Source organism: Mesorhizobium sp. RCAM 06353 (genome assembly GCF_059683585.1).
Map to the genome: position 1 here is coordinate 4950124 of NZ_CM185031.1, position 26347 is coordinate 4976470.

Here is a 26347-nt window from a genome sequence, read left to right on the forward strand (position 1 = left end):
TTGAGAGAATCGTAGGATTCCCAAAGAAGGGTGTTTGTGATTCAAGATGCTGGCTGGATTGGAGGCCAGCATCTGATGACGCGAGCGCTTTCAAATGATCTTCGTGAGCGTGCAGTAGCGGCAGTTGGCGAGGGGGAGACCTGCCGTGCGGTTGCCTCGCGCTTTGGCGTTGCAGTTTCCTCTGTAGTGAAGTGGTCGCAGCGTTACCGTGCGACCGGATCGGTGGCGCCGGGCAAGATGGGCGGACACCGCAAGCGCGTTCTGGAGCCGCATCGGGCCTTCATCGTGGAGCGGATCAATCAGACCTCTGAACTGACGCTGCATCGGCTGAAGGACGAATTGGATGCGCGCGGGGTCAAGGTCTCGCACAATACGGTGTGGCTGTTCCTGCGCCGCGAGGGCCTGAGCTTCAAAAAAAACGCTGTTCGCCCTTGAGCAGGCACGCGCTGATATTGCCCGCAGGCGTCAGCGATGGCGATCCTGGCAGACCGGTCTCGATCCGCGGTGCCTGGTCTTCATTGATGAGACCTGGATCAAGACCAACATGGCTCCGCTGCGAGGTTGGGGGCCGAAGGGCAAGCGGCTGCGCGGTCTGGCGCCGCACGGCCACTGGCGCACGCTGACCTTCCTTGGCGCGCTGCGCTGGGATCGGCTCGCAGCACCTTGCGTCTTCGACGGACCGATCAACGGCCAATGCTTTCGCGCGTATGTCGAGCAGCAGCTCGTCACCGTTCTGAAGCCCGGCGACATCGTCGTCATGGATAATCTGGGAAGTCATAAGTCGGCGGCCATCAGGCAGATGATCAAGGCTGCCGGCGCCAGGCTTTGGTACCTGCCGCCCTACTCTCCAGACCTCAATCCCATCGAGCAGGCCTTCGCCAAGATCAAACACTGGATGCGCCAAGCTCAGAAACGCACCGTCGAGGACACTTGGCGCTACATCGGCCACCTCGTCGAAACCATCGAGGCAGCCGAATGCAAGAACTACTTCCAAAACGCAGGCTACGCTTCCGTCAAAACGTGAAAGGCTCTAGGCTGTAGTGACAATTTAATCATTTGAGCCAGAGCATGATGGCTGCGAGCTTGACGAAGCCGAGGAAGTTGGCGGCGATTTTGTCGTAGCGCGTTGCGATGCGCCGCCACTGCTTGAGCTTTGCAAAGAAGGCCTCGATGCCCCAGCGGTTTTTGTAGGCGATCTTGTCATAGCTGTGTTGGTATCTGCGATGGCGCCGCGGCGGGATGACCGGTTCACCGCCTTGGTCGAGGATCACATCATGCAGTCGATCGGCATCATAAGCGCGGTCGGCGATCACTTGGCCTGCTGCAATCCCCTCGATCAGACCGCAGGCCGCTGCCATGTCGTTTTGCTGGCCGGGGCCGATCTCGAAGCGGACCGGTAGGCCGAGCGCATCTACGACGGCATGGAGCTTGGTGCCGAACCCACCACGCGAGCGGCCGAGAGCCTGGGCTTCAGATCCCCCCTTTTACGCCGGGCTCCAGCAGCCTGGGCCTGAGCGCGGATAACGGTCGCGTCGATCATCAGCCATTCCATATCTGGATGCCTGCTGATGGCTTCGAACAGCCGGTCGAACACGCCCGCTTCGATCCAGCGGTAGTAACGTCGCTTTGCCCTCTGATACGGGCCGAACCGCTCCGGCAGGTCGCGCCAGCGCGCGCCTGACCGAGCGATCCATAAAAGCGCATCGAAGAAGCGCCGACCATCGCTACGCGGACCCCGCTTGCCCTTGCGCCCACCCGGCACAAAAGGCTTGATCTGCTCCCACTGATCGTCGCGTAGAACCTCACCTTCCAAAGCCGACCTCCAAAAGTCAGCCTTGAATCTGATTTGCCTCGCGATGGGAATCCCAAGTCGTTAATTTGTCACTACAGCCTAGAGCAATTCCAGGAAAAGTGTGAACGGTTTTCCGTCCGGAATTGCGTCAAATGAGAGGTGAGGGTGGTCCCAATGATCCGAGCAGTTCGCCGCAGCTGAACACCCAGCTCGCGGCCAAAATCCCTAGCCGGTGAAGTGCGTTTTCACAGAGGGCGCATTCGGCCCGGACGGGCCAAGCATGACGAGCGCGATATGCTGAAGGACGTCGCCGACGGGTTAAGGCCAAGGGGACGTGGGAGGAAAGCAGAACCCGATAGGCCCTCGGCTTTCCGGCCCCGTTTTCGCACTACGAAACCACCATGACCGAGAACGGATCTGTACGGAGGCTGTCCTTGACTTGCCCGACGCCGGCAACGTTCTCCGCCGCAACGATCGCTGCCTTCCGTTGACGCTCGTCGACAATCGCCCCCGTCAGTTCGACGACGCCGCCGCTGACCTGCACATCAATCAAGTCACCACCGCTCCACGATTGTCTCTGCAGCTCGGCAAGTATGGCCTTGCGGATCAGGTCGTCATCGGGTGGCGTGGTGCTGCCCAGTTTCGGCATTGCGCGGATCAGGACAAGCAGCAAATCAGTTCGCGTGATGATGCCCACGACCCTTTCCCGATCGACAATCGGCACATTGTTGATGCGGTGTTGCATCATCAAGTCGACAATATGGGCAATAGACGCACCTGGAGGCGCCGAAATGACGACTGAGGTCATCACCTCATGGATGATCCGTCCGTTCGAGCGCAAATAGTCGTGGGCGGTTGTGCCCGGGCCAAGATCAAACTCCAACCAGCGAGGACGCACCCGCTGAGTCCCAAGTTCCTCTCGGCGCAAGAAGTCGCTTTTGCTTACAATGCCGACCAGGGCACCGTCGCTGTCCGTTACCGGGAGGCAGCTGACTTTGTTTGAGATCATGAGCTCGACCGCTTCGGCAATCGTCGCGTTCGCATCCGTCGTGACGACCGGCTTCGTCATTATGGCTTCGGCTTGCATCCTCACCTCCTGATTTTTCGCCAGACGACGATGGGACATCGCGACCCGCGGCGCTTTGATCTGAGTCACTTGGAACGAGGGGCATTCTCCGCGCCGTCGTCGCGGTCGATGAGAATGCGCTCCGCCGCACCATCGAGGTCCTCGTACTGGCCGCTTCTCAACGCCCACAGGAAGCCGGACAGGCCGAGTGCACCAAGGAAAAGCGCCACCGGAATGAGATATGCGAGCGTCGTCATGAGGATTGGGCCAAGGCGGCCCGCGCGGGCCTGTCCTGCTGTGCAGTTGCGGACGACGCACCCGTTGCGAAGCCTTGCAGACGCATGGCATTTCCAATCACAAGCAATGACGAGGCAGACATCGCGACCGCCGCGATAAGAGGCGTGACATGCCCCAATATGGCGATCGGCACGGCGACAGTGTTGTAGACGATCGCAATAGCGATGTTCTGGCGGATCAGGTGTCCGGCCTTGCGCGAGACGTCCAGCGCGAGAGGCACCGCCAGAAGACTTTCGCGCAGGAAGACGAAGTCCGCTGCGTTGCGGCCAATGTCGGCGGCCGTGGCCGGTGCGATCGAGACATGCGCTGCGCGCAGCGCCGGCGTGTCGTTGAGGCCGTCGCCAACCATCAGAACCTTGTGTCCGTCCTTCTCCAGGGTCTCGATGCGTTCGACCTTGCCGGATGGCAACAGGCAGGGCACGAAGTCATCGACACCAAGCCCTTTCGCAACGTCGGCACAGGCTGCCGCTGTATCGCCCGACAGCATTTCCACCGACATCCCAGCATGTTGCAATTGATCGATGGCCGCACAAGCGTCGGCACGCAACGCATCCTGGAAAACGAAAGATGCGACAATCATCCCGTTTTTCGTCAGGACCGTTCCGCCGTAGCCATGTTTGCCTTCACCACCGGTTCGAGCCTTCCACCCGGCCCATCCGCGTCGACCCAGCCGCCAGGTGCTTCCGGCGTCAGTGGCTTCGATTCCAAATCCCGGGTGCTCGGCGACCGCATCGAACTTGTGTTGCCCGCCCGGAGCGGCAAAGCCGGCTATGGCCTTTGAAAACGGATGACGCGAATGCGCGGCCAAGTCTGCGGCGATTGCCAGCATGACTGGATCGATTGAGCCCGAATTGACAAGCCGGGGTTGGCCGAGCGAGAGCGTACCGGTCTTGTCGAACACCGCCGTATCAATCGCCGCCAGGCGCTCCATGGCCGAGCCGTCCTTGACCATGATGCCGTTCTCGAACAGTCGCCGCGCGGCGACCACCTGGACGATCGGCACCGCAAGACCGAGCGCGCACGGGCATGTAATGATGAGAACAGCGATGGCGATCGTCATCGCGCGGTGCCAGTCGCCGGTCGCCGCCATCCAGCCCAGGAATGTCACGAAGGCGGTGAGATGAACCACGGGCGCGTAGAGTGCCGAGACGCGATCGGCGATGCGGCGATAATGCGCACGACCGCCCTCGGCGGCCTCCATCAGCCGAACCATTTCCGCCAGGAACGAATCCTTTGCGGCGGCTGTCGCCTCGATTGTCAGCGGGCCGGTAAGGTTGAGCACGCCAGCCTGCACGGGTTCGCCTGATGCCACGTTTTTCGGCGTGCTCTCGCCTGAGACCAGCGAACAGTCGAGATCCGACGCTCCCTGAATGATCTTGCCGTCAACCGGGATTCTTTCGCCGGCTGCTATCAGCAGATGCATACCCGGTTCGATCTCGCCGACCGGCAAATAGTCCCGCGCGCCGTCGCGGCGCAACACCATGGCGCCGCGCGCGGCCAGTTGTGACAGGCTTTTCACCGCGGTGCGGGCACGCTCCCGCATTACGTGATCCAGCGTGCGACCGATCAACAGGAAGAACAGCAACGAAACCGACGCGTCGAAATAGGCATGTTCGCCATGATTGATCGTTTCATAGAGGCTCATGGCATAGGCAAGCGACACCCCGACCGCGATTGGCACGTCCATGTTCATGCGGCCGTGGCGCAGTGCATTCCAGGCTGAGCGGAAGAAGATGCCACCGGCGAAGGCCAGCGCCGGGATGGCGATCAGCGCCGACACCCAATGGAACAGGTCGCGGGTAGCACCTTCGGCGCCGGACCAGACCGAGACTGACAGCAACATGATGTTGCCGGCCGCGAAGCCGGTAACGGCGACGGCGCGGATCAGCTCCGCAAGCGTCTTGTCCTTCTCATCGACCTCGGGGGCGAACAAATGCGCCTCGTAGCCCAGCCTGCCAAGCGCGGCGACGAAAGGTGGCACCTGATCCCCACGCCACCGGATCGCGACCCGTTTCGTCGACAGATTGACACGCGCGCCTTCGACATCGTCGAGCTTTGCCAGCGCCGTCTCGATCGTCTGGATGCAGGCTGCGCAGTGAACCATTGGGACTGAAAGGTCAGTCTGGTTAAGACCACCGCCGAGCGATCGGCTTGCCAGCCTGATCTCCTGGCTTGATGGCAGGACCGATATGCTGTTTTCCAGTTCCAGCGCCATTTCGGCGCCCGGTGCACAACAGCTCATTGCAGCGCTCCATGGGAAATCATGATCCTGCGGACGTCGCGATAGGGCATCGCGAGGCCGGCATCGGCGTCCACCTCGACGATCCAGACGCCGTCCTTCGGCATGTGCTGGGCGGCGAATTCCTGACCCGTGGCGGGTGCGAGCGTGACCGACTTGTCCTCTTTCTCGTAAGCGGGATGGCGAAACAGCACTTTGACACCACGCAACGGAACCGGCTTGCCGCCGGCATCGGTAAGGCTGTAGCGGACTTCACCCCATGCGATGGTCAGTTTCCCGCTCCAGCCAAGGGCAGCCTGTGCGCGCCCTTCCTCGGCCTTTTTGTTGAATTGCTGGCTCGCCACGTAGGTGTTCTCGACGACAAGGCCGGTCCAGCTTGTGTTGGCGAGCGTCGCCATCGTCAGATTGACCGCGATGACCACCCCGAAGAAGGCAAGGATGATCGCCAACATATGCTTGCCGGTGAATTCGCGGGGCCTTTGCGCCTTGGCGGTCATCTGGCGATCTCCGGTGCGTTGAAGGTGGCGGTGTATTGGTCTGACTCGAAGCTCGCTCTGTCCTCGACCCGGAACGTGAAGGTCTGCGCCGCGCCCTGGATCTGATCCGCCGGCTGGCTCACGAAGACCTTCAGCATTTTCAGGCGGTCGGGTTCGACCGGAATGGCGAAAGAACGGCCTGCGGGGATGTCGTCGCCAACCACGCTCATTTCAGCCCCTTGCAAGCCTTGCATCGTGACGACGATCGTCCGTGGCTCAGGGATCATGTTGAGCAGCTTGACGGTGTAGCCATTGCGGATCGATCCGTCGGACAGTGTGACGAACTGCGGATTGCGGTCATGCAACACGTTGACCTCGAGCCGGTCGCGCGTCAGCAGCGAATAGAGCAAGCCCAGCCCGATCAGCGACCACATACCCATGTAGACGTAGGTGCGGGGCCGAAAGATTTTGCGGATATGGAAATGCGCGACCTTGTCGGAGAAAAGGCCATCAGCCGCCCTGACCAGCGACGGATTGACCGAACTGGCGCCACCTGCGGTCGCCAGCATCATGTTGGCGTTGTAGTCGGAGAGCGTCGCGTAGGAGATCAGCCCGCGCTCCTTGCCGAGCTTGTCCATGACGCCGTCGCAGGCGTCGATGCAAAGCGCGCAGGTGATGCATTCGAGCTGTTGGCCGTCGCGAATGTCGATCCCCATCGGGCAAACCGCGACGCAGGCATTGCAGTCGACGCAATCGCCGACAGATTGACCTGCTGCCACGACCTTCTTAGCGTGACGCGAGCGCGGTTCGCCGCGCCAGTCGTTGTAAGTGACGGTAAGCGAGTTCTCGTCGAGCATGGCTGCCTGGATGCGCGGCCAGGGGCACATGTAGGTGCAGACCTGCTCGCGCATCAGACCGCCGAACGTGTAGGTCGTCGCCGTCAACACGGCGATGGTGATGTAGGCGACGGGCGCCGCAGTGCCGGTGAAAAGTTCGCGAGCCAAGGTCGGCGCATCGGCGAAATAGAAGATCCAGGCACCGCCGGTCGCCGCGCCTATGACAAGCCAGATGGCGTGCTTTGATACACGCAGCACGAGCTTGCGGGCGGTCCATGGGCCCGCATCGAGCTTCATACGGGCGTTGCGGTCGCCCTCGATCGCGCGTTCGACCACCAGGAACAGATCGACCCATACGGTCTGCGGGCAGGTGTAGCCGCACCAGGCGCGGCCGACAGTCGACGTGATCAGGAAAAGACCGACGCCGGCCATAACCAGAAGACCGGCCACATAGTAGAATTCCTGCGGCCAGATCTCGATGAAGAAGAAGTAGAAACGCCGATTGGCGAGATCGAGCAACACCGCCTGATCGGGGGCAAATGGGCCTCGATTCCAGCGCAACCAGGGCGTCAGATAGTAGATGCCGAGCGTGATCGCCATCACGATCCATTTGAACTGGCGAAAGCTGCCCGACGCCCGCTTGGGAAAGATTTTCTTGCGCGCGGCATACAGTGGCTGGCGCACTCTGGCGGAGTTGACGGCCTCGGCCTCAAGCCGTTCTACCTGCGTATTGTCCAGCACCAGTGTCTCCCGTCGCGCAGCTTGTGATTTCGCCGGGCAGTTGACCTGATCGGTTCAGGCAAGCGCGCGAAATGCAGCGTCGACAGGACTTTGCCACCGATAGCGTTGAGCCGCGTTGATACAGGTCAATCGCCGCATGCCGCAAACAGATCGAGGCCCGGCATGGCCGGGCCTCGTCGCTTGCACGGTGAGGGCCGGAGAATAGACCCCCGTTGCTATTCTCCACCGCCAAGCGAATGCACGTAGACCGCCAGTTCCTTCACCTTGGTCTCGCCAAGACGGCCGCCCCAAGCCGGCATCACGCCGTGTTTCGGCGCGCGAACCTGGGCGGCGATCGCTAACTCGCCGGACCCGTACAGCCAGATGGCATCAGTCAGATCAGGGGCGCCGAACTCCCTGTTGCCCTTAGCGTTGTCGCCATGACAGGCCACGCAATTCTCAGCAAAGACCTTTGCGCCGGGCTCTATCAGGCTTGTATCCTGGACCTTGCCGGATAGGCTCGCCACATAGGCGCTGACCTGGGTGATCTGGTCGGCGGTGATGATGTCGCCAAAGGCCGGCATCTCGGACATGCGTGTATCAGGGTCGGACGCGAAACGGATGCCGTGCGTGATCGTCTGCTGGATCTGGTCGGCCTTGCCGCCCCACAACCAGTCGTCGTCGTTCAGGTTGGGAAAGCCTTTTGATCCTTGTGCTCCCGAACCATGGCACTGCACACAATTGACCTTGAACGCGGCGCCGCCGGCGGCGACGGCGAATTCGCGCAACGCATCGTCTGCGGTGATCTCGGAAACGGTCTTGGCTTGAATTGCCGCGACATACTTGCCCTTGGCAACCTCGGCCGCCGCCAATTCGTTCCCGACATCGTTACGGCTCGAATAGCCGAGCACGCCCTTGGTTGCCGAGTGCAGCAGGGGCCATGCCGGATAGGCAATGGTGTAGCCGATCGCCCAGACGATGGTGATGTAGAACGTCCAGACCCACCAGCGCGGCAGAGGGGTGTTGAGCTCCCTGATGCCATCCCATTCGTGGCCGGTCGTCGAGGTGCCGGACACTTCGTCGATATGTTCGTTGCTCATGGTCAGTCGTCCTTGAGAGGAATGCGGGCGGCTTCATCGGCTTGCTTGCGGCTGCCCGGACGAAGTGCGAAAGCGATGGCGCCGACGAAGAAAAGCGCCATGGCAACCAAACCCCAGCTATCGGCGAATTCCCGCATCAGATTGTAGTCCATGGTCGTTCTCCTCAGCGGTAACCGGCGGCTTCGTCGTAGTGCCGAAAATCGACCAGCGTGCCGAGCATCTGCAGATAGGCGACGAGCGCGTCCATCTCCGTAACTTGCTGGGGATTGCCATCAGAATCGCCCACTTTCGCCTTCGGATAGCGGGTCAACAGGCCCGACGTATCGGCGTTGGGGTCGGCCTGCGCCATAAGGTCCGCGTTGGCGTGCGCGATCATGTCGTCGGAATACGGGACGCCAACACGCCTGTTTGCGACCAGATGTGTCGAGAAGTCCTTCACCTCGATCGGGTTGTCCTTGAGGAAGGCATAGCTCGGCATGATCGATTCCGGCACCACCGAGCGCGGGTCGGACAGATGCTGCACATGCCACGTGTTCGAGTAGCGGTCACCGACCCGGGCCAGATCGGGCCCGGTACGCTTCGATCCCCATTGGAACGGGTGATCGTACATCGACTCTGCGGCCAGGCTGTAATGACCGTAGCGCTCGACCTCGTCGCGGAACGGCCTGATCATCTGGCTGTGGCAGAGGTAGCAGCCCTCGCGCACATAAATGTTGCGGCCGGCGAGTTCGAGCGGCGAGTAGGGCCGCATGCCTTCGACTTTCTCGATCGTGTTGTCGAGATAGAAGAGCGGCGCGATCTCGACGATGCCGCCGACCGTCACCACCAGAAGGGAACCAACGAGAAGAAGCGTGGCGTTCTTCTCGATGATCGCGTGTCTGTCCATCAAGCCCATTTTGTGGCTCCTTATTCGGCAGGCTGAAGGGTGGGGACGGAGCCCGGGATCGGTTGCTCTTCGCGCTGATGGCCCAGGATGGTCATGGTGATGTTCCAAGCCATGATCAGAGCGCCGGAGAGGTACATGGCTCCGCCGATGGCGCGCATGACATAGTAGGGGTGCATGGCGGCGACGGTTTCGGCGAAGGAATAGACCAGGAAACCCTGCTCGTCGTATTCGCGCCACATCAGGCCCTGCATGATGCCGGACACCCACATCACGGCGGCGTAGACAACGATGCCGAGCGTCGCCAGCCAGAAGTGCCAGGTGACGAGCCGCAGCGAATAAAGCCGTTCGCGGTTCCACAGCTTCGGCACCATGTAGTAGATTGCGCCAAACGAGATCATGCCGACCCAGCCGAGTGCGCCGGAGTGCACGTGACCAATGGTCCAGTCGGTATAATGCGACAGCGAATTGACCGTCTTGATCGACATCATCGGACCTTCGAAGGTCGACATGCCGTAGAAGGCGATGGCCATCACCATCATGCGGATGATCGGATCGGTGCGTAGCTTGTCCCAGGCGCCCGACAGCGTCATCAGGCCGTTGATCATGCCGCCCCATGAGGGCATCCACAGCATGATCGAGAACACCATGCCGAGCGTTTGCGCCCAGTCGGGCAGGGCGGTGTAATGCAAGTGATGCGGCCCGGCCCAAATGTAGAGGAAGATGATTGCCCAGAAATGGACGATAGACAGGCGGTAGGAATAGACTGGTCGGTTCGCCTGCTTTGGCACGAAATAATACATCATGCCGAGGAAGCCGGCGGTCAGGAAGAAGCCGACGGCATTGTGGCCATACCACCATTGCGTCAAGGCGTCCTGAACGCCGGAAAAGGCGGAGTAACTCTTGGAGCCGAGGAAGGAAGCCGGCATCGACAGGTTGTTGATCACATGCAGCATCGCGATGGTCACGATGAAGGAGAGGTAGAACCAGTTGGCGACGTAGATGTGCGGTTCCTTGCGCTTCAGGATCGTGCCGAGGAACAGGGCGAGATAGGCGACCCAGACGATGGTCAGCCAGATGTCGACATACCATTCAGGTTCGGCGTATTCGCGGCTCTCGGTGATGCCGAGCAGGTAGCCAGTCGCCGCCATCACGATAAAGAGCTGGTAGCCCCAGAACACGAACCAGGCGAGATCGCCGCCGAACAGACGGGCGCGGCAGGTTCGTTGGACGACATAGAGAGATGTGCAGAGCAGTGCGTTGCCGCCGAAGGCAAAGACGACGCCCGAAGTGTGCAGCGGCCGCAAGCGGCCGAAATTGAACCACGGCTGGATGTTGAGATCCGGGTAAGCAAGCTGCAGCGCGATGACGACGCCGACAAGCATGCCGACGACACCCCAGAACATGGTGGCGATCGCCCCGTAACGGATGGGTCCATCCATATAGGCTGACGGATCGACCGCGACTGCCGGCGCGAAACTCGTGTTGCGTAGAAGAACAGCGGTAAAACCCAGCAGCACGATGAACAGCACCCACATGTGCTGGCGGAAGGGCTCGTCCACGCCGAAGCCCGCAGCTGCAAAAGCCGCAAATGCAAACAGGCCCAAAACGAAGATGTGCGTGCCGAACTTCATGACATGTCCCCGACGTCGACTCTGATGCGCGGACGTCAATCCGCGGGAACAGCAATTCAGCAGTCGCCCCTTCGCCGCCTTGATCCATGTCAAAGCCATTTGCTTTTGGATTGCGCAGTTTCGGTCGTGCAAACGATCTGGAGGCTGCCGTTGAACAGGGAGAAGGAGCTGGAATCGTCGCTGTTCGAAACGAGCCGCGAAAGTTCGATACTGGCAGCTCGACCCGGCAGGGAGGCAGTTCCGGCTGCTGTGATGAAACGTGCGCATCTGGAAAAGCTGCGGCTTTGCGAGGCCCTTGAGAGGATCGCAGACACCTTGCCCAGGGTTGATTGCCTGGCATGCCTGGCTACCGCAAACGCGATCGTCCCACTGTTGCGGAACATTCATCAATACGAAGAGACGGTCATCTTTCCGGTCTACGAGGCTGCCTTGACCGGCAGCGACCCGAACTTTGCCTCAACCCGACGATTACGGGCCGAACATGTTGAGGACGAATGCTTTGCCGGCGAGGTGACCGAAATCCTGCTGGCGATCGGCCATGGCAAGACGGTCGAGAATGCCGAGGCAATCGGCTTCATGCTGCGCGGCTTCTTTGAAAGCCTCCGCCGGCATATCGCCTTTGAGCGAGAGCATGTCCTGCCGATGATCGGGATCGTCGATTGATCCTAGGTGCCTGAGCGGCGTTGTAGACGCGTCAGGCTATCGACTGTGACATGCCGGTTGTTCTCGATACGGATCACGCCATCCGATCGCAGCCTTGTCAGCTGGCGGCTGACCGTCTCGATCGTCAGACCGAGGAAATCGGCGATGTCGGCGCGGGTCAAAGGCAGATCGAAACTTGTCGACTGGGCATCCGGGTCAAGCGCGGGGTCGATGTTCGTGGCGATCATCAGGAGAAAGCTCGCCACCTTCTCCGAAGCACTTTTGCGGCCCAGCGTCACCATCCAGTCGCGGGCGTCGTCGAGTTCTTTCAGCGTCTGCTTGAAAAGGCGATGCTCCAGGCCCGGCGACTCCTTCATCATCCGTTCGATCGCGGCTTTTGGAAACGAGCACAGGGAGACTGTGGTTGCGGCTTCGGCGTTGATCGCGCTTTCCGCCTTGAAGGGCCTGCCCAGAAAATCGGGAGCAAATTGAAGCCCGACAATCTGCTGGCGTCCGTCCGAGAGGCTCTTTGTGAGCTTCACCACGCCGGAGAGCACGTTCGAGTAACTGTCGACGGTCTCGGCGTCACCAATCAATTCCGCGCCCGGTTCGATGGTATGCTTCGACGAGGTCTTTGCGAGGCCCACCAGTTGGTCGGGGTCGAGCGCGCCGCAAACACCATGGTGCCGCGCTTCGCATGATAGGCAAAGCACGGGAATGCCGGCGCTGTGTACATCCTGGCGCACTGTCATTGTCGTCTTCCGCGGACCCAAGTCCTGCAACGGTATAGCATCGACCCAACAAAAAGCCTTGCGGCAGTTTGTCCGCAGCAACATCTCTCTTGACCGAAATCAAGGCAGCGCGCCTCCAATGGGATCAATACCGCCCCATGCAAAGTGGAGTGGTCGGAGAGATGCGCCCAGATTTAGTTGCCAGACTTGGCGAGAACGTGCCGCGCTACACCAGCTACCCGACAGCGCCGCATTTTCATTCTGGTGTCGACGGTGCCGTTTGCCGCGACTGGCTGCAGGCGCTTGGCGAGGATGACGAGATCTCGCTTTATCTGCATATCCCCTATTGCGACAGGCTTTGCTGGTTCTGTGCCTGCCATACCAAGCAGACACGCCACTACGAGCCGGTGACCAAATATTTGCGATCACTGCATGCCGAGATCGCAACCGTCGCGGGTCTCGTCCGAGATAAGGCGAAGGTGCGTGCCATGCATTTCGGCGGTGGTTCACCGACGATGCTCAAACCGGAGGATTTGGTGGCGCTGGGAAAGGTCCTGCACAGCAGCTTTGCCTTCCTTCCCGACGCCAAGATCAGCGTCGAGATCGATCCCAACGATATGGATGACGCCCGCCTCGACGCGCTCGCCGCAATCGGCATGACCCGGGCGAGCCTTGGCGTCCAAGATTTTGACCTGAAGGTGCAGAAGGCGATCAACCGCGAGCAGAGCTTTCTGCAGACCAAGGCGGTTGTGGACGGGGTTCGCGCGCGCGGTGTCAGATCGGTCAATCTGGACCTGCTTTATGGCTTGCCACACCAGACCAGGGAGAGCGTCTCCTCTACGGTCGCACAGGCGTTGACCCTGGAACCGGATCGGGTGGCATTGTTTGGCTACGCGCATGTGCCGTGGTTCAAGAAACATCAGACGATGATCGACGAGGCGTGGTTGCCAGGCCCGGCAGAGCGGTTTGCTCAATCGCAACTGGCCGCATGCCTGATGCTGAACGCGGGATATCAAGCCGTCGGCTTCGACCATTTCGCCAAGCCCAACGATTCATTGGCCGTAGCCGCCCGAACCGGCTGCTTGCGCCGGAATTTCCAAGGTTATACGGAGGATCGCTGCGAAACACTGATCGGCCTTGGCCCCTCATCAATCAGTCAATTTCGCCAAGGCTACGCGCAGAACATGCCGTCGACCGCGGAGTATGGACGCATGGTCTCGGACGGTGGGCTGGCGACGGTCCGCGGTATAGCGCTTTCCGAGGACGATCGCGTTCGCGGCTGGATCATCGAGAGGCTGATGTGCGACTTCGCCTTCTCCGCGCTCGAACTGGTGGAGCGCTTTGGCGAAGCCGGCCAAAGACTTCTGCTCAAGGCAAGCTCCACCGCGCTTCGTGACCCCGAAGGGTTGCTTGAACTTGATGGTGACCGCTTCGTCGTGCCGGCGGAAAACCGCCCCTTTGTCAGAAGCGTCGCGGCGAAATTCGACAAATATCTCGAGACCGGCAAGGCTAGGCATTCTGTGGCGGTCTGAGCGTCGAACTGGTCAGAAATGTTCCCCGGCTTTGAATGGGCCGATACGGGTCCCTGCCGCGATCAGATAGGCGGTCGACCAGCCGATGAGCAGGAACCCGTTCACGCCTTCGAGCGCTGCCAGAACGCGCCATGCATGGGCGGGCACAATGTCGCCATAGCCGACCGTCGAGAAAGTGATGGTGGAAAAGTACAAGGCAGTTTCGAAGTCGGCGAAGATGTTGAGCAGCCGGTATAGCCCAGCCCAAAGCCAGACCTCCGCGGTCATGACGGCAAAGAGGCCCATCACCACGCTGATCATCGCGACGATACGGCTGCGGCGCCCGTGCATGCGAAAGCGAGAGACAAGGTATCCCATCGCATGTGTGACGGCGATCAGACCAAATGTGTGGATTAAGACCGTCAGGCTTATGACGATGGTGCCGATGAACAGGTTGAGGATCATGCGCGGACCGTACCGATGGGTATCGCCGGATACATTGTGCAGGATCAAGTCGACATCGAACCTGTGAGCTTTTCACAGAGGCACCGGCAAGGGGAGTGTGGATCGTCAAACTAGCCGGCAGCACGGCATTAGAGGAAAGGGGAAGGCGATGGCGGATGGGGTGGGATTCGAACCCACGGTAGAGTTGCCCCTACGCTGGTTTTCAAGACCAGAGCCTTAAACCACTCGGCCACCCATCCAGCTTTTTGCGCCCGATTGCCAGCGTGGGCGCAAAATGGGCGCAAAAACTGCGCCCGGTAGTATCGAAGTCCCTTTGTTCTCAGCCAGTTGCGGGCAGTCCGTTTCTAAATTTCAAGACCGGTGCCTTAAACCGCTCGGCCATCCCTCCGTCGTGATTTCTCAACCACTTGGATCGTGCGCTTCCGACGGGTTTTCGGCGTTGGCGCCGGATTGGCACCGAAGGCATTCCCGACCGGTTCGCAGTTCATTCCTGTAAAGCGGCATTGAGGGCCGCGTCAACCACCGTTGCGGCGCCTTTCCTGTTGGCCGGGCAAGTGCTGGACTCAATTTCCGCAAGCCTTAGGGAAGGTGGAGCGATCCTCCGAGGTTGCACCCGCTCAACGAAGAGGCGGGGAACGCTCAAGCGTGTTACACAGGGGAAAAGGGGATGAATTTCGGCGTTCTCAGTTCCTGGGCTATTTTTGCCGCCTGGAAAATTGTCATCAGGACGACGATCGGCGCCCCCTCTGTCGGGTTGATCGTCAGCACCACACGGCCGAGTTCGTCGCTCATGCCGCAAGTCCAGTCCTTGATCGCGATCATCCCGGCCATGTGCCCAAGGGTTTACGCGGTCTGAAGCCGGTTGACCGAACCTTCGCCGGATATCGTTATCAGCCGTGCAACGGCAAATGCGGCCATAATTATGAAAAACGCCGTGATGTTCAGGAACATCGTTGACGCAAAAATGCTCGCGCTCTGGTCATAGCAACTTGCGAATTCCATGACACTCTACCCCTACAACGCTTAACAAACAGCGGACCACACCCATCGACAAGAATGATCTTGATTTGGAGAAAATTCAAGCGATTGCTAATATATGTGACCCAGCGCACCGGGCTCGGCCGGCTGCGTCACAATCTTGCCCGGTTCCGGCCACAATTGGTTAATACCGTGGCAAACAATTCCTGCGCACAAAGGATCGGGGTTCAGGGCGCCGTTGGTGTTGTCGAGTGAGTGCTTTGGCTCCTCTGCTGTTCAAACCACGGCGTCTTGATTGAGACTGTAGGGGATTTCAGGAAAAATGCAGGCTACGACGCATCAGCGTCTTCGTCGCGCTTCCACGCTTACGCTGCTTGCGGCGTCGGCTGCCTTGCTGGCGGCTTGCGCGTCGCAGCCTGAGCCGAAGGGGATGGTCAATCCCAAGCCTCGCTCCAAGGAATATTTCGCCGAAACCGAATATGGCGTGAAGGCAAGCCCGCGCGTCCAATTCATGCGGCGCGGCGGCGGTCGCGACCAGCTCGGCAAGCCCTATCAGGTGCGCGGCAAGTGGTACTATCCCAAGGAAGATCGGCACTACGCCAAGGTCGGCCTGGCCTCGTGGTATGGCGATGCTTTCCATGGCCGGCTGACCGCCAATGGCGAGGTGTATGACACGGCGCAACTGACGGCCGCGCATCCGACCATGCCGCTGCCAAGTTATGCCCGCGTCACCAACCTCGAAACCGGCAGTTCGGTCATCGTGCGCGTCAACGACCGGGGGCCGTATCATGAGAACCGCATTATCGACGTCTCGGAGCGCGCGGCGCAGATGCTCGATTACGCCAAGGTCGGCACCGCGAAGGTCAAGGTCGAATATGTCGGCCGCGCGCCGCTCGATGGTAATGACGACCAGTATCTGATGGCATCCTACCATCCGGGCAACAGGACTCCGGATCCGTCGGATGGCTTGCCAACCGGCGTCATGGTGGCCATGAACGGACCGTCGCCAAGCGTGCCAGTGGGCGCCGCCGCCGTGCCGTTCCCCGGTCAGTTGACGAATTCCGGCGAGGCCGCGCAGCCGTCCCTGTCGGCCCAGGCGCCGGCTTTCGGCGACCTGGCGCTCCCCGATTTCGGACCGATCGTTCCGGAACGTCCCGAGATCGGCCTGCCGCCGCAGTCGCCGTTCGCGGTGGCGTCGCTGTCCTATGCGGATGAGCGCGTAAAGCGCGCGGACGTCTTCGCCGCACTCGACGACAGCGGCATGTCGCCCGCCGACATCCTGCGGTCGTGGAAAAAATCCAATCCGCAGGCCTCGCCGTCCAGCGCCGACTATGTCGCCGCCGGCACATTCGACGATGCCACTGAGGCCAAGCGCGTGGCCGCCGCACTTCAGCCCTTCGGCAGAACCGAGATCCAGCGTTCCGATCTCGACGGCAATGACTGGTATGCGGTCAATCTCTATCCGAACGGTCATGGCGGCCTGGATGATCTGCTGCAGGCGGCATGGTCGCACGGTGCGCCGGACGCTCTGGCTGTGCGCAACTGATCTATTTTGCCCGCGCGGTTGATCCGGCGGAAAAAACCCTGATAGCTTGGTTGTGCCAAAACCGGCAAACGGGTCGAGATTTCATGCAGTTGCGCGCCTTTTCGCCATTTGCCGGCTTTCTGGGACTGGCTTTGCTGCTGCTTTGCCTCGCTCCAGCCCAAGCGCAGCTTTTCGAGACCAAGGCCACGCAGGCGTTCATGATCGATGTCGACACCGGCACGGTGCTGTTCTCGAAAGACGCCGACAAACCGATCCCGCCGGCCTCGATGGCCAAGCTGATGACCATGGAAGTGGTTTTCAACGCCATCAAATCAGGGCGCCTCAAACTCGACGACACGTTCGTGGTCAGCGAAAATGCCTGGCGCAAGGGCGGCGCGCCGTCGGGAACATCCACAATGTTTGCCAAGCTCAAATCGGCGATCCGCCTCGAGGACCTGATCCAGGGCGTGACCGTGCAGGCGGCCAATGACGGCTGCATCGTCATCGCCGAAGGCATGGCCGGATCCGAGGACAATTTTGCCGCGCAAATGACAGAACGGGCCCGCCAGATCGGCCTGAAAACATCGACCTTCGTCAATTCGACCGGGCTGCCGGCCGACGGCCAGCGGACGACGGTGCGCGAACTGGCGCAGCTGGCGCTGCATCTGTGGCGCGATTATCCGGATTTCTATCGCTACTACGGCCTGAAGGATTTCACCTGGAACAAGATCTCGCAGAGGAACCGCAATCCGCTGCTGGCTATGGATATCGGCGTCGACGGCCTGGCTGTCGGCGCGAGCGAGGTAGCCGGCTTCGGCATCGTCGCTTCGGTCAGCCACGACGGCACGCGGGTGATCGCGGCCATGAGCGGGCTGGCCAACGACAAGGAACGCGCCGAGGAGGCGCGCAAGCTTCTCGACTGGGGTGTTCGCTCCTTCCAGAAAACCGAGATCTTCGCCAAGGACGAGGTGGTCGGCGAGGCCCAGGTTTTTGGCGGCGCGAAATCCGGCGTGACGCTGAAGGCAAAGGGACCGATCGACATCTTCCTGCCGATCACCAACCGTGACAAGCTGACGGCCAAAATCGTCTACACCGGCCCGGTTGCAGCACCCGTGGAGGAGGGCCAGCCTGTGGGCGCGCTGCGCGTCTGGATCGGCGACACGCTGAGCCAAGAGACGCCGCTTTTCGCTGCTGAATCGATCGGCGTCGGCACATTGCCGCAGCGCGCGCTCGATGCCGTCAAGGAACTGGCGATCGGCTGGCTGCGATAGCACCGACGGCATGGACGTTTTCCCGAACGCGGACTATCTAGAGCGCAACAATCCACTCCAACACGGACAAAGGCCCTTTCGATTGGCGCGCGGATTTTTCATCACCTTCGAAGGCGGCGAAGGCGCAGGCAAGTCGACGCAGATCGAGCGGCTGGCGAGGAAGATGCGCGCCAAGAAGTATGATGTCCTGCTCACCCGCGAGCCGGGCGGCTCGCCGGGCGCCGAAGCGGTCAGGCATGTGCTGCTTTCAGGGGCGGCCGAGCCATTCGGGCCGAAGATGGAAGCGCTGCTCTTCGCCGCCGCGCGCTCCGACCATGTCGAGCAGGTCATCCGGCCGGCGGTCGAGCGCGGCTCCATCGTGCTTTGCGACCGTTTCCTGGATTCCTCGCGCGTCTACCAGGGTGTCACCGGCGGGATCGACCCGGCGTTCATGGCTGCGCTGGAACAGGTCGCCATCAACGGCATGATGCCCGACATGACGCTGATCTTCGATATCGATCCGGCCGAAGGCCTCAGGCGCGCGACGCTGCGGCGCGGCAGCGATGCCGACGCCGATCGCTTCGAGAAGGAAACGCTGGCCATCCATCAGGCCCGGCGCGATGCCTTCCTGGCGATCGCCGCGGCCGAGCCGGAACGCTGCATCGTCGTCGACGCCTCCGCCGATCCCAACACGGTGGAGCACGTCGTCACCGCGGCCGTGTTCGCGGCTCTGGAGGCGAGGGCACCCGCGCGCAACAGGCAGGCGGCACCGGTATGATCTTCGAACGCATCGCGCCGGAGCAGCATGACACGCTGGACGGCGTGCCCGAACCGTCCGAAACGCCTCGTCTGGTCGGGCACCGGCAGGCGGCCGAGATGCTTGCCGCCGCCTACCGATCGGGAAAGCTGCCGCATGCGCTGATCTTCGCTGGCCCCGTCGGCATCGGCAAGGCGACGCTGGCCTTCCATCTGGCGCATCATTTGCTGAAGCACCCGGCCTTCGCGCAGGCGCCGGAAAGCCTTGCCGTGCCCGATCCGGCATCGTCGCTGTCTCGCCAGATCGCGACCGGGGCGCATCCGGGCGTGCTCCATCTGACCCGTCCGATGAACGACAAGACCAAGAGCTTCAAGACGGTCGTTACCGTCGACGAGATCCGCAGGGTCAGCCGCTTCCTGTCGATGACCTCGCATGACGGCAGCTACAGGGTCGTCATCGTCGATCCCGCCGATGACATGAATGCCAATGCCGCCAATGCCTTGCTGAAGAACCTTGAGGAGCCGCCCGCGCGAACGCTGTTCATTCTCATCGTCCATGCGCCGGGCAGTCTGCTGCCGACGATCCGCTCGCGCTGCCAGGTGATACGCCTGACGCCGCTCGACGCCGACGATTTGCTGGCGGTGCTGCAGACCGCCGAACCGCCGCCACCGGGCGATCCGGCCGCACGGGCGGCGCTGGTCGAACGGGCAGGGGGCAGCGCCCGCAACGCGATCCTTTTGACGCAATATGGCGGGCTGGAGATCGCCGAGACGCTCGATGGGTTGGTGGCGAAGGGAAAGAGCGACATCGGCGGCGCCTATAGGCTCGCGGAAGCTGTCGCCGGCCGCGACCAGGCGATCCAATTCGATATCTTTAACCGCCGGGCGCTCGACTTGTTGTCGGACGCCGCGAGCCAGGCGGCGCTGTCGGGCGATCTCGCGCGGGCCAAAATCCTGTCTGACACCTGGCATGAGGCGCTGGACGCGATCTCCGAGACAGATACCTACAATCTCGACAAGAAGCAGCACGCCCTGACCATGATCGACCGGCTGAAGTCGACGATGTGAATAGCCTTTCGGGATGGCAGTCGCCATTCATACGGCCTGCTTCAAGGCCGTGTCCTAGGACTGGCTTGCTCGCTGCACCGCAAGCGCGGCATCGTATTTCGCGCGATTGGCCCAATAGATGGTGGCGAACAGCAGCGCTTGGTCGCGGAAAGGCACGTGGTCCACCGTGTCCGTAGCGGCTTCGGCTTCGATCCAGTCGGCGTGAAAGTCGGCGGCTGCCTTCCTGTCGCCGCCGAGAGCCATCTGCTGGAACCCGTGCATATGATCCTCGATGTCGAGGTAGCGGTCGGCCCAGACGATCGACCATTGCCGGTTCTGCATGGTGAATTTGCGAATCCATCGCTCGCTCAGGTCCATGTCTCCTTCGGGCTTGGAATACATGACGTTGCGGCGCGCTTCGAGCAATGTGTTGGTGGCGACGACTTCATTCTCACGCCATAGAAGCCGCATCGCCGGATCGTTCAGGAATCGGTCCGCATAAATGGGATGAGGAAACGCACTTTCCCTCAGCCCATCGATCTTGAAATAGACCAGCAGTTCGGACGCCACGCTGGCTTCGAGTTCGTTGCGCTCCATCTTGCCGTGGAAAGCCTCGAAACCGATGCCTGGGATAAAGGGCATATGCGCGGCGTGCCAGATTTCATGCAGGACGTAGAGATCCTCGATGGCCGGGGACGCATAGTCATCCCGGCGCATGGTCAGTCCCCACCATGTGCAGAAATGCGCGCGCTCCAGGCGGTCGTTGGTGGTCTCGCAGCTGAAGCGGGGCAGGCGGGCATACTGATCGACTATGCCGTGGACATAGCCGCCCTGGCGATGCGATGACCGGAATGCTTCTGTCTTCCAGTGCTCGAGGCAATGGGCATGGATGTCATCACTCGTCACGAGCGGGATCAAATTCTTCATGACAACGTCTCGGAATTCGGACTGGCCATGCCGATCCGTTCCGCCATGCCTGGCGTCAGGCACAAGCGTGGTCGGGCATCGACCGCGCCAGGGGCACGCGTCAGATAGGAGGCGAGATCGGGATCGTTCTGCGCGCCCGCCGTGGCCTGGGCAAGAATGAAGACGTCCGCAGGCGTCAAGGCAAGGCCGAGCGCCTGGCCTGCATGTTCAGCGACACTGCCTTGAATACTGGCGTAGCGGCGCGCCATGGCGAAGACGTCGAACCGCTCCATCAGCCGTATTCCCAGTTGCAGCGATGTCAGGTTCTTGAACCATTGATTGCCAAACAGGCCGAGATTCTGCGATCGGCAGAACACTCCGCCGATGCGGTCGTAATAGGCGCCGAACGGCTTGGACAGGCTGATCACCACGGCGCTCACGCAAGGCGCGTCGGCGAGGATCGTCTCCGCCGGAGGTTCGCCGGTCGCCCCGACATAGGTCAAATCGAGGACGAGCTGGGCCGGGTTCGCGCGCTGGCTCAGCCGGCGCAGAAAGGCGTTGGCCCGCGGCCACACCATGCCATCGATGGCCGAGGGCTGGCTGAGACAGATGAGATCCTGGGGATTGACGGTGTCGGCGACCTCGCGCCAGGCGTGGCGTTCATATTCCATCACCGCAACGCCACAGGCTTCCGCATAGGCCTTGTAGCCCTCATATTCGCCGCGAAAGATCACAAGCCGAGGGGAAAACCTCTCGATGCGTGCGCGGTTGCCGTAGTCGGCAATCAGATGAAAGAGCGCCTCGCTGGCACCTGACGTCGGGTAGCTGAATGGAAAGCCAGCCGCGTCCAGCGGCGCCATCGGCTTCGCCCAACCGAGCCAGGTGTCGAAGAACCGCCTGTGCAACGCGTTCTGCTTTCCAGTCCAGGCATGGCGAAACTGATCGAGATAGGCGGCGCGAATCGCATCGGGGCCGTTTCCCCCGCTGTTGCCAAACAGCTCGGCCTTCACTGTTTCGATCTCTGGCGTGACGAGGGCGTAAACGGTTTTACTGGCGCCGGCCTGACGCAAGCGCAGATCGAGGTTCTGCCGCGGATCATATTGCGTGGTCGTGGCCATGCCGGTCTGCCTTTTTACAACGCCGCGAAACTACGGATCGCGACCTGCCTTTGCAACGGTCGGGACTTGGCATGAGGCGCTGGACGCTATATTTGAGACCGACACCTGCAAACTCGATAAGAAGCAGCAAGCCTTGACCATGATCGACCGCCTGAAGTCTGCGATGCGAATGTGACGGTCCCCACCGGGATGGCAAATGCCATTCCGATGCGATATCCACCGCCACGGCTTCCATTCAGACATTCATGATGGTTCATTCATGTCACGCGACACATTCTACATCACGACCGCGATTTCCTATCCGAATGGCAGGCCGCATATCGGCCATGCCTACGAACTGATCGCCACCGACGCGCTTGCGCGCTTCCAGCGGCTCGACGGCAAGCAGGTCTTCTTCCTCACTGGCACCGATGAGCACGGCATCAAGATGCTGCAGACGGCGAAGCGCGAAGGCATTTCGGCGCGCGAACTGGCCGATCGCAACTCGGCCGATTTCAAGCGCATGGCCACCGCGCTCAACGCGTCCAATGACGATTTCATCCGCACCACCGAAGAGCGGCATTACGCTGCCTCGCAGGCGATCTGGAAGGCGATGGACGCCAATGGCGACATCTACAAGGGCGGTTATGCCGGCTGGTACTCGGTGCGCGACGAAGCCTATTACGGCGAGGAGGAGACGGAGGTCCGTCCCGACAATGTCCGCTACGGGCCGCAGGGAACACCGGTCGAATGGGTCGAGGAGGAGAGCTATTTCTTCCGCCTCTCGGCCTACCAGGACAAGCTCATCGCGCTTTATGAAAGCCAGCCCGACTTCATCGGTCCGGCCGAGCGCCGCAATGAGGTGATGAGTTTCGTCAAATCGGGATTGAAGGATTTGTCGATCTCGCGCACCACCTTCGACTGGGGCGTGCCGGTTCCTGGCGACGACAAGCACGTGATGTATGTTTGGGTCGACGCCCTGACGAACTACATCACCGGCGTCGGCTATCCCGATGAAAAAGATGAGAAATGGCGTTTCTGGCCGGCCGATGCGCATATCATAGGCAAGGACATTGTGCGCTTCCACGCGGTGTACTGGCCGGCCTTCCTGATGTCGGCCGGCATCCCGTTGCCGAAGCGCGTTTTCGGCCATGGCTTCCTGTTCAACCGCGGCGAGAAGATGTCGAAATCAGTCGGCAACGTCATCGACCCGTTCACCATGGTCGAGCATTACGGTCTCGACCAGGTGCGCTACTTCTTCCTGCGCGAAGTGCCGTTCGGCCAGGACGGCAGCTACAGCCATGAAGCGATCGTCAACCGCACCAACGCCGACCTCGCCAACGGCCTCGGCAATCTGGCACAGCGCTCGCTGTCGATGATCGCCAAGAACTGCGGCGGCGTGGTGCCGAAGCGCGGCGACCTGACCGATGCCGACAGCGCCATCCTGGATCAGGCGGTGGCGGCTCTGGCCACCGCGCGCAAAGCAATGGTCGGGCAAGGCATTCATCTGGCACTTGCGGCGATCTTCGATGTGGTGGCGGAAGCCGATCGATACTTCGCTGGACAGGCACCATGGGCGCTGAAGAAGACCGATCCGGAACGCATGGAAACGGTGCTGTGGACGACAGCCGAAGTGGTACGGCGCGTGGCGGTGCTATGCCAGCCCTTCGTTCCGGGGTCGGCCACGAGCCTGCTCGACCTGTTGGCGGTGCCGGCCGATGAGCGCGACTTCGTGCATGTCCACGCCGACTATGCGCTGGTGTCCGGCGCCGCCTTGCCTGTGCCGGAAGGCGTATTTCCGCGTTACGTCGAACAGCCGGGCGCGAACGCCTGATGCTTGTCGACAGCCACTGCCATCTGGATTTTCCAGATTTCGCCGAGGAGCGGGCGGCCATTGTCGCCCGCGCCAAGGCGGCCGGAATCGGCCGCATGGTGACGATCTCGACCCGTGTGAAGCGCTTTCAGCAAATCCTTGAAATCGCAGAGACTTTCGACGAGGTTTACTGTTCGGTCGGCACCCATCCGCACAATGCCGCCGAGGAACTCGACATCACCACCGCAGAGCTTGTCCGCCTGTCGGCTCATCCGAAGGTGGTGGCGATCGGCGAGGCCGGGCTGGATTATTTCTACGACAAGGCGCCGCGCGATGCGCAGGCGCAGGGTTTTCGCAATCACATTGCCGCCGCTCGCGAGACCGGCCTGCCTCTCGTCATCCATTCGCGCGACGCCGATGACGACATGGCCGCCATTCTCGAGGACGAAACAGGGAAGGGCGCCTTCCCTTTCATCCTGCATTGTTTCTCCTCGGGGCGCCGGCTGGCCGAAATCGGTGTCTCGCTCGGCGGCTATGTCTCGTTTTCGGGCATCCTGACTTTCAAGAATTCGGCTGAACTGCGCGCCGTCGCCGCCGATGTGCCGCATGACCGGCTGCTCGTCGAAACAGACGCACCCTATCTGGCGCCGATACCGTTTCGCGGCAAGCGCAATGAGCCGGCCTATGTCGCGCACACCGCCAAGGTGCTGGCGGAAACGATTGGCGTCAGCAAGGCTGAGGTCGCTGATCTGACGACGAACAATTTCTTCCGGCTGTTCGGCAAGATGCCGCGACCTGCCGAGCAGAGCGCCTGAACGATGACTGACCGGCTGCGCCTCACCATTCTCGGCTGCGGCTCGTCGCCAGGTACGCCGCGCATCACCGGCGACTGGGGCAATTGCGACCCGACCAATCCGAGAAACCGGCGCATGCGCACGGCAGCGCTGGTCGAACGGATTGCCGCCGATGGCCGCCGCACCACCGTGGTCATCGACACAGGGCCGGATTTCCGCGCGCAGATGCTGCTCGCTTCGGTCAGACGCATCGATGCGGTCGTCTACACGCACCCGCATGCCGACCATATCCACGGCATCGACGATCTGCGCGGCTATGTGCAGGAGCAGCGCCACCTGATCGACATCCATGCCGACCAACCGACGATGCTGCGTCTGCGGCAGGCGTTCGGCTATTGCTTCGAGACACCGCCGGGCAGCTCCTATCCGCCGATCGTGAGGGCCCATATCATCGACCACGCAAAGCCCGTGGTGATCGAAGGCGAGGGGGTGCCCTCACCCTCGAGCCGCTGCCGCAGTTCCATGGCGACATCATCTCGCTCGGTTTCCGCATCGGTGGGCTGGCCTATTGTCCCGATATCAGCGGCTTTCCCGACGCCACAGCCGAGCGGCTTCGGGGCCTGGAGATGCTGGTCATCGACGCGCTGCAGTACAACACCCATCCCAGCCATTTGTCGCTCGGCCAGGCGCTCGACTGGATCGAGAAGCTGGCGCCGAAGAGTGCCATGCTGACCCATATGCATGTGCCGCTCGACTATGCCACCGTGATGGCCGAGACGCCTGATAAGGTGGTCCCAGCCTATGATGGCATGGTGATCGAAATTCCTTATGAATCAGCGGGATAAACACGCCTGTTCATATGCCGTTCGCTTCTTTGGCCCGAATATGAGCAGCGTTCCAATCCGCTCATAGCCCATGCGGGGATAAAGCAGCGCTCCGGCATGCGTCGCCAACAGCATCGAGCATCGCGCTCCACGAGCCCGGTCGTCACGCAGCATTTTAGCCATCAGCGCCTGGCCGATGCCGCGGCGCCGGTGCGAAGGCTCGACATACATGGCCGCGCACCACGTGGCGCCCACGGCGTCTATGCTGCGCACACGCCCGACGATAGCGTCGCCATCGACCGCCACATATTGGCGGAACGGCGCGCCGTCGCCGAGCAGATCGGCCGCGATCGGCCGCCTGCGGATGATCGCGGCCAATTGCGCTGCCCGTTCGACTGTCTGCACGCGTTCGATCGAGACGGCCGCCGGCGGGCTTGGAATCTGACGCAATGGCTGGACGAAAAAACCTTCCGTCCGAAGCAGCCGGTAGCCGAGAGCCTTGTATGCGGTTCGCGTCGGCCCATCCGGTTCGTCGTTTGCGATCACGACGGAAATGGCATAACCCGGCCGCGCATGCTGCCGCACGATCGCGTCGGCTTCCTCGGCAGCGACGTCATGGACGACCCATTCCTCGCCACGGTAGTCGCGAGCATTCCTACGCGGCGCATCGCGCATCGCCCACAATGGCCCGACGCGGCTGACCTCGTAAGGAAAGGTGCGGCTTTTGTCGGTGCTGTAGCCATGTACGAACACCTCGATCGCCGCTTCGATCTTACGCTTTGCTGCTGTCATCCATGCAGCGTAGCGTTGGCAATCCACATGAGGCAACACACATCGAGCGTCTCAAGCCTCTGAAAAGCAGCAGTAATTTCCGGCTGCTGGCCTATGCACGAGTTCCATAATCTATCTTATGCGACTTTCGGATGTAGGCGCAAAGTTAAAATGTCCCACTTCTGCAAAGTAGG

At 61.3% G+C, this 26347-nt stretch carries 25 protein-coding genes, 1 tRNA gene and 1 pseudogene; 10 read left to right on the forward strand and 17 right to left on the reverse strand.

Features of this window, described 5'->3' with window-relative positions; genetic code table 11:
* The first annotated feature begins 75 nt into the window (after positions 1–75).
* A protein-coding gene (locus AC56QX_RS23860) for an IS630 family transposase (protein WP_497110998.1) occupies positions 76–1024 on the forward strand; the annotation gives its coding sequence in 2 pieces (ribosomal slippage) (positions 76–411 and positions 413–1024; 948 coding nt in all).
* 28 nt (positions 1025–1052) lie between these two features.
* Here the strand turns inward: AC56QX_RS23860 and AC56QX_RS23865 are convergent.
* The 10 genes from AC56QX_RS23865 to ccoN form a co-directional block, all read right to left on the reverse strand.
* Positions 1053–1813 (reverse strand): IS5 family transposase gene (locus tag AC56QX_RS23865; protein WP_497109867.1). Its coding sequence is split into 2 segments (ribosomal slippage): positions 1053–1486 and positions 1486–1813, totalling 762 coding nucleotides; the frame shifts between segments, so codons are not numbered across the junction.
* A 367-nt stretch (positions 1814–2180) separates the two neighbouring features.
* Entirely contained in the window at positions 2181–2879 is a 699-nt protein-coding gene (locus AC56QX_RS23870; RefSeq protein WP_497110999.1) for a CBS domain-containing protein, read from the reverse strand.
* 65 nt (positions 2880–2944) lie between these two features.
* Positions 2945–3115 carry a cbb3-type cytochrome oxidase assembly protein CcoS gene (gene ccoS, locus AC56QX_RS23875; protein WP_497111000.1) on the reverse strand — a complete coding sequence of 57 codons (171 nt, stop codon included), beginning with the start codon at positions 3113–3115 and terminating at the stop codon, positions 2945–2947.
* Positions 3112–5397, reverse strand: a complete 2286-nt coding sequence (locus tag AC56QX_RS23880) for a cation-translocating P-type ATPase (protein WP_497111001.1) — start codon at positions 5395–5397, stop codon at positions 3112–3114. The genes ccoS and AC56QX_RS23880 overlap by 4 nt, the downstream gene beginning before the upstream one ends.
* Entirely contained in the window at positions 5394–5891 is a 498-nt protein-coding gene (locus AC56QX_RS23885) for a FixH family protein (RefSeq protein ID WP_497111002.1), read from the reverse strand. The genes AC56QX_RS23880 and AC56QX_RS23885 overlap by 4 nt, the downstream gene beginning before the upstream one ends.
* Complete coding sequence (gene ccoG, locus AC56QX_RS23890; RefSeq protein WP_497111003.1) at positions 5888–7447, reverse strand: cytochrome c oxidase accessory protein CcoG; 1560 nt, start codon at positions 7445–7447, stop codon at positions 5888–5890. The genes AC56QX_RS23885 and ccoG overlap by 4 nt, the downstream gene beginning before the upstream one ends.
* A gap of 215 nt (positions 7448–7662) precedes the next feature.
* Positions 7663–8526 carry a cytochrome-c oxidase, cbb3-type subunit III gene (gene ccoP, locus AC56QX_RS23895; RefSeq protein ID WP_497111005.1) on the reverse strand — a complete coding sequence of 288 codons (864 nt, stop codon included), beginning with the start codon at positions 8524–8526 and terminating at the stop codon, positions 7663–7665.
* 2 nt (positions 8527–8528) lie between these two features.
* On the reverse strand, positions 8529–8678 hold the full coding sequence (locus AC56QX_RS23900; protein ID WP_477439030.1) for a cbb3-type cytochrome c oxidase subunit 3: 150 nt from the start codon (positions 8676–8678) through the stop codon (positions 8529–8531).
* Positions 8679–8689: 11 nt separating this feature from the next.
* Complete coding sequence (gene ccoO / locus AC56QX_RS23905) at positions 8690–9421, reverse strand: cytochrome-c oxidase, cbb3-type subunit II (RefSeq protein ID WP_497111006.1); 732 nt, start codon at positions 9419–9421, stop codon at positions 8690–8692.
* A gap of 11 nt (positions 9422–9432) precedes the next feature.
* Entirely contained in the window at positions 9433–11043 is a 1611-nt protein-coding gene (gene ccoN / locus AC56QX_RS23910; protein ID WP_497111007.1) for a cytochrome-c oxidase, cbb3-type subunit I, read from the reverse strand.
* 252 nt (positions 11044–11295) lie between these two features.
* Here ccoN and AC56QX_RS23915 point away from each other — a divergent pair, with 252 nt between their 5' ends.
* On the forward strand, positions 11296–11706 hold the full coding sequence (locus tag AC56QX_RS23915; protein WP_497117862.1) for a hemerythrin domain-containing protein: 411 nt from the start codon (positions 11296–11298) through the stop codon (positions 11704–11706).
* Between the two features lie 2 nt (positions 11707–11708).
* Here AC56QX_RS23915 and AC56QX_RS23920 read toward each other — a convergent pair whose 3' ends face one another.
* The gene (locus AC56QX_RS23920; RefSeq protein ID WP_497117863.1) at positions 11709–12437 is read right to left on the reverse strand and encodes a Crp/Fnr family transcriptional regulator; all 729 of its coding nucleotides are present in this window, start codon (positions 12435–12437) and stop codon (positions 11709–11711) included.
* 161 nt (positions 12438–12598) lie between these two features.
* Between AC56QX_RS23920 and hemN the strand changes: the two genes are divergently transcribed.
* Positions 12599–13948 (forward strand): oxygen-independent coproporphyrinogen III oxidase, encoded by a 1350-nt coding sequence (hemN, locus tag AC56QX_RS23925; RefSeq protein WP_497111008.1) that lies wholly within the window; start codon positions 12599–12601, stop codon positions 13946–13948.
* Between the two features lie 12 nt (positions 13949–13960).
* Here hemN and AC56QX_RS23930 read toward each other — a convergent pair whose 3' ends face one another.
* The 3 genes from AC56QX_RS23930 to AC56QX_RS23940 all read right to left on the reverse strand — a co-directional run bounded on the left by AC56QX_RS23930 (position 13961) and on the right by AC56QX_RS23940 (position 15184).
* Positions 13961–14440 (reverse strand): potassium channel family protein, encoded by a 480-nt coding sequence (locus AC56QX_RS23930; RefSeq protein ID WP_497111009.1) that lies wholly within the window; start codon positions 14438–14440, stop codon positions 13961–13963.
* Between the two features lie 101 nt (positions 14441–14541).
* Positions 14542–14631 (reverse strand) — tRNA-Ser (locus AC56QX_RS23935).
* Positions 14632–15040: 409 nt separating this feature from the next.
* Positions 15041–15184 (reverse strand): hypothetical protein, encoded by a 144-nt coding sequence (locus AC56QX_RS23940; protein WP_497111010.1) that lies wholly within the window; start codon positions 15182–15184, stop codon positions 15041–15043.
* A gap of 508 nt (positions 15185–15692) precedes the next feature.
* Between AC56QX_RS23940 and AC56QX_RS23945 the strand changes: the two genes are divergently transcribed.
* From AC56QX_RS23945 to AC56QX_RS23960, 4 genes are all read left to right on the forward strand, one after another.
* A complete protein-coding gene (locus AC56QX_RS23945) occupies positions 15693–16916 on the forward strand; it encodes a septal ring lytic transglycosylase RlpA family protein (RefSeq protein WP_497111011.1) in 1224 nt (407 codons plus the stop codon).
* Between the two features lie 83 nt (positions 16917–16999).
* Positions 17000–18166 (forward strand): D-alanyl-D-alanine carboxypeptidase family protein, encoded by a 1167-nt coding sequence (locus AC56QX_RS23950; protein WP_497111012.1) that lies wholly within the window; start codon positions 17000–17002, stop codon positions 18164–18166.
* An 82-nt stretch (positions 18167–18248) separates the two neighbouring features.
* Positions 18249–18923 (forward strand): dTMP kinase, encoded by a 675-nt coding sequence (tmk, locus tag AC56QX_RS23955; protein WP_497111013.1) that lies wholly within the window; start codon positions 18249–18251, stop codon positions 18921–18923.
* Complete coding sequence (locus AC56QX_RS23960; protein ID WP_497111014.1) at positions 18920–19969, forward strand: DNA polymerase III subunit delta'; 1050 nt, start codon at positions 18920–18922, stop codon at positions 19967–19969. Before tmk ends, AC56QX_RS23960 begins: the two co-directional genes overlap by 4 nt.
* A 54-nt stretch (positions 19970–20023) precedes the next feature.
* Here AC56QX_RS23960 and AC56QX_RS23965 read toward each other — a convergent pair whose 3' ends face one another.
* Positions 20024–20875, reverse strand: coding sequence for a hypothetical protein (locus AC56QX_RS23965; RefSeq protein WP_497111015.1), 852 nt, complete (start codon positions 20873–20875; stop codon positions 20024–20026).
* On the reverse strand, positions 20872–21972 hold the full coding sequence (locus AC56QX_RS23970) for an aminotransferase class I/II-fold pyridoxal phosphate-dependent enzyme (protein ID WP_497111016.1): 1101 nt from the start codon (positions 21970–21972) through the stop codon (positions 20872–20874). Before AC56QX_RS23970 ends, AC56QX_RS23965 begins: the two co-directional genes overlap by 4 nt.
* A gap of 259 nt (positions 21973–22231) precedes the next feature.
* Between AC56QX_RS23970 and metG the strand changes: the two genes are divergently transcribed.
* The 3 genes and pseudogenes from metG (at position 22232) to AC56QX_RS23985 (ending at position 25403) form a co-directional block, all read left to right on the forward strand.
* Positions 22232–23785: a methionine--tRNA ligase gene (gene metG / locus AC56QX_RS23975; protein ID WP_497111017.1), complete on the forward strand. Its 1554-nt coding sequence runs from the start codon at positions 22232–22234 to the stop codon at positions 23783–23785.
* A complete protein-coding gene (locus AC56QX_RS23980) occupies positions 23785–24579 on the forward strand; it encodes a TatD family hydrolase (protein ID WP_497111018.1) in 795 nt (264 codons plus the stop codon). The genes metG and AC56QX_RS23980 overlap by 1 nt, the downstream gene beginning before the upstream one ends.
* A gap of 3 nt (positions 24580–24582) precedes the next feature.
* Positions 24583–25403 (forward strand): annotated as a pseudogene (locus AC56QX_RS23985) (MBL fold metallo-hydrolase).
* Here the strand turns inward: AC56QX_RS23985 and AC56QX_RS23990 are convergent.
* Positions 25392–26174, reverse strand: a complete 783-nt coding sequence (locus AC56QX_RS23990) for a GNAT family N-acetyltransferase (RefSeq protein ID WP_497111019.1) — start codon at positions 26172–26174, stop codon at positions 25392–25394. The pseudogene AC56QX_RS23985 and the gene AC56QX_RS23990 overlap by 12 nt on opposite strands.
* Between the last annotated feature and the right edge of the window lie 173 nt (positions 26175–26347).

Coding starts and splice junctions, on each gene's coding strand:
- AC56QX_RS23870 (WP_497110999.1), bottom strand. CDS start 2,879: ATGCAAGCCGAAGCCATAATGACGAAGCCGGTCGTCACGACGGATGCG.
- ccoS (WP_497111000.1), bottom strand. CDS start 3,115: ATGACGACGCTCGCATATCTCATTCCGGTGGCGCTTTTCCTTGGTGCA.
- AC56QX_RS23880 (WP_497111001.1), bottom strand. CDS start 5,397: ATGAGCTGTTGTGCACCGGGCGCCGAAATGGCGCTGGAACTGGAAAAC.
- AC56QX_RS23885 (WP_497111002.1), bottom strand. CDS start 5,891: ATGACCGCCAAGGCGCAAAGGCCCCGCGAATTCACCGGCAAGCATATG.
- ccoP (WP_497111005.1), bottom strand. CDS start 8,526: ATGAGCAACGAACATATCGACGAAGTGTCCGGCACCTCGACGACCGGC.
- AC56QX_RS23900 (WP_477439030.1), bottom strand. CDS start 8,678: ATGGACTACAATCTGATGCGGGAATTCGCCGATAGCTGGGGTTTGGTT.
- ccoO (WP_497111006.1), bottom strand. CDS start 9,421: ATGGGCTTGATGGACAGACACGCGATCATCGAGAAGAACGCCACGCTT.
- ccoN (WP_497111007.1), bottom strand. CDS start 11,043: ATGAAGTTCGGCACGCACATCTTCGTTTTGGGCCTGTTTGCATTTGCG.
- AC56QX_RS23915 (WP_497117862.1), top strand. CDS start 11,296: ATGAAACGTGCGCATCTGGAAAAGCTGCGGCTTTGCGAGGCCCTTGAG.
- AC56QX_RS23920 (WP_497117863.1), bottom strand. CDS start 12,437: ATGACAGTGCGCCAGGATGTACACAGCGCCGGCATTCCCGTGCTTTGC.
- hemN (WP_497111008.1), top strand. CDS start 12,599: ATGCGCCCAGATTTAGTTGCCAGACTTGGCGAGAACGTGCCGCGCTAC.
- AC56QX_RS23940 (WP_497111010.1), bottom strand. CDS start 15,184: ATGAGCGACGAACTCGGCCGTGTGGTGCTGACGATCAACCCGACAGAG.
- AC56QX_RS23945 (WP_497111011.1), top strand. CDS start 15,693: ATGCAGGCTACGACGCATCAGCGTCTTCGTCGCGCTTCCACGCTTACG.
- AC56QX_RS23950 (WP_497111012.1), top strand. CDS start 17,000: ATGCAGTTGCGCGCCTTTTCGCCATTTGCCGGCTTTCTGGGACTGGCT.
- AC56QX_RS23960 (WP_497111014.1), top strand. CDS start 18,920: ATGATCTTCGAACGCATCGCGCCGGAGCAGCATGACACGCTGGACGGC.
- AC56QX_RS23965 (WP_497111015.1), bottom strand. CDS start 20,875: ATGAAGAATTTGATCCCGCTCGTGACGAGTGATGACATCCATGCCCAT.
- AC56QX_RS23970 (WP_497111016.1), bottom strand. CDS start 21,972: ATGGCCACGACCACGCAATATGATCCGCGGCAGAACCTCGATCTGCGC.
- metG (WP_497111017.1), top strand. CDS start 22,232: ATGTCACGCGACACATTCTACATCACGACCGCGATTTCCTATCCGAAT.
- AC56QX_RS23980 (WP_497111018.1), top strand. CDS start 23,785: ATGCTTGTCGACAGCCACTGCCATCTGGATTTTCCAGATTTCGCCGAG.
- AC56QX_RS23990 (WP_497111019.1), bottom strand. CDS start 26,174: ATGACAGCAGCAAAGCGTAAGATCGAAGCGGCGATCGAGGTGTTCGTA.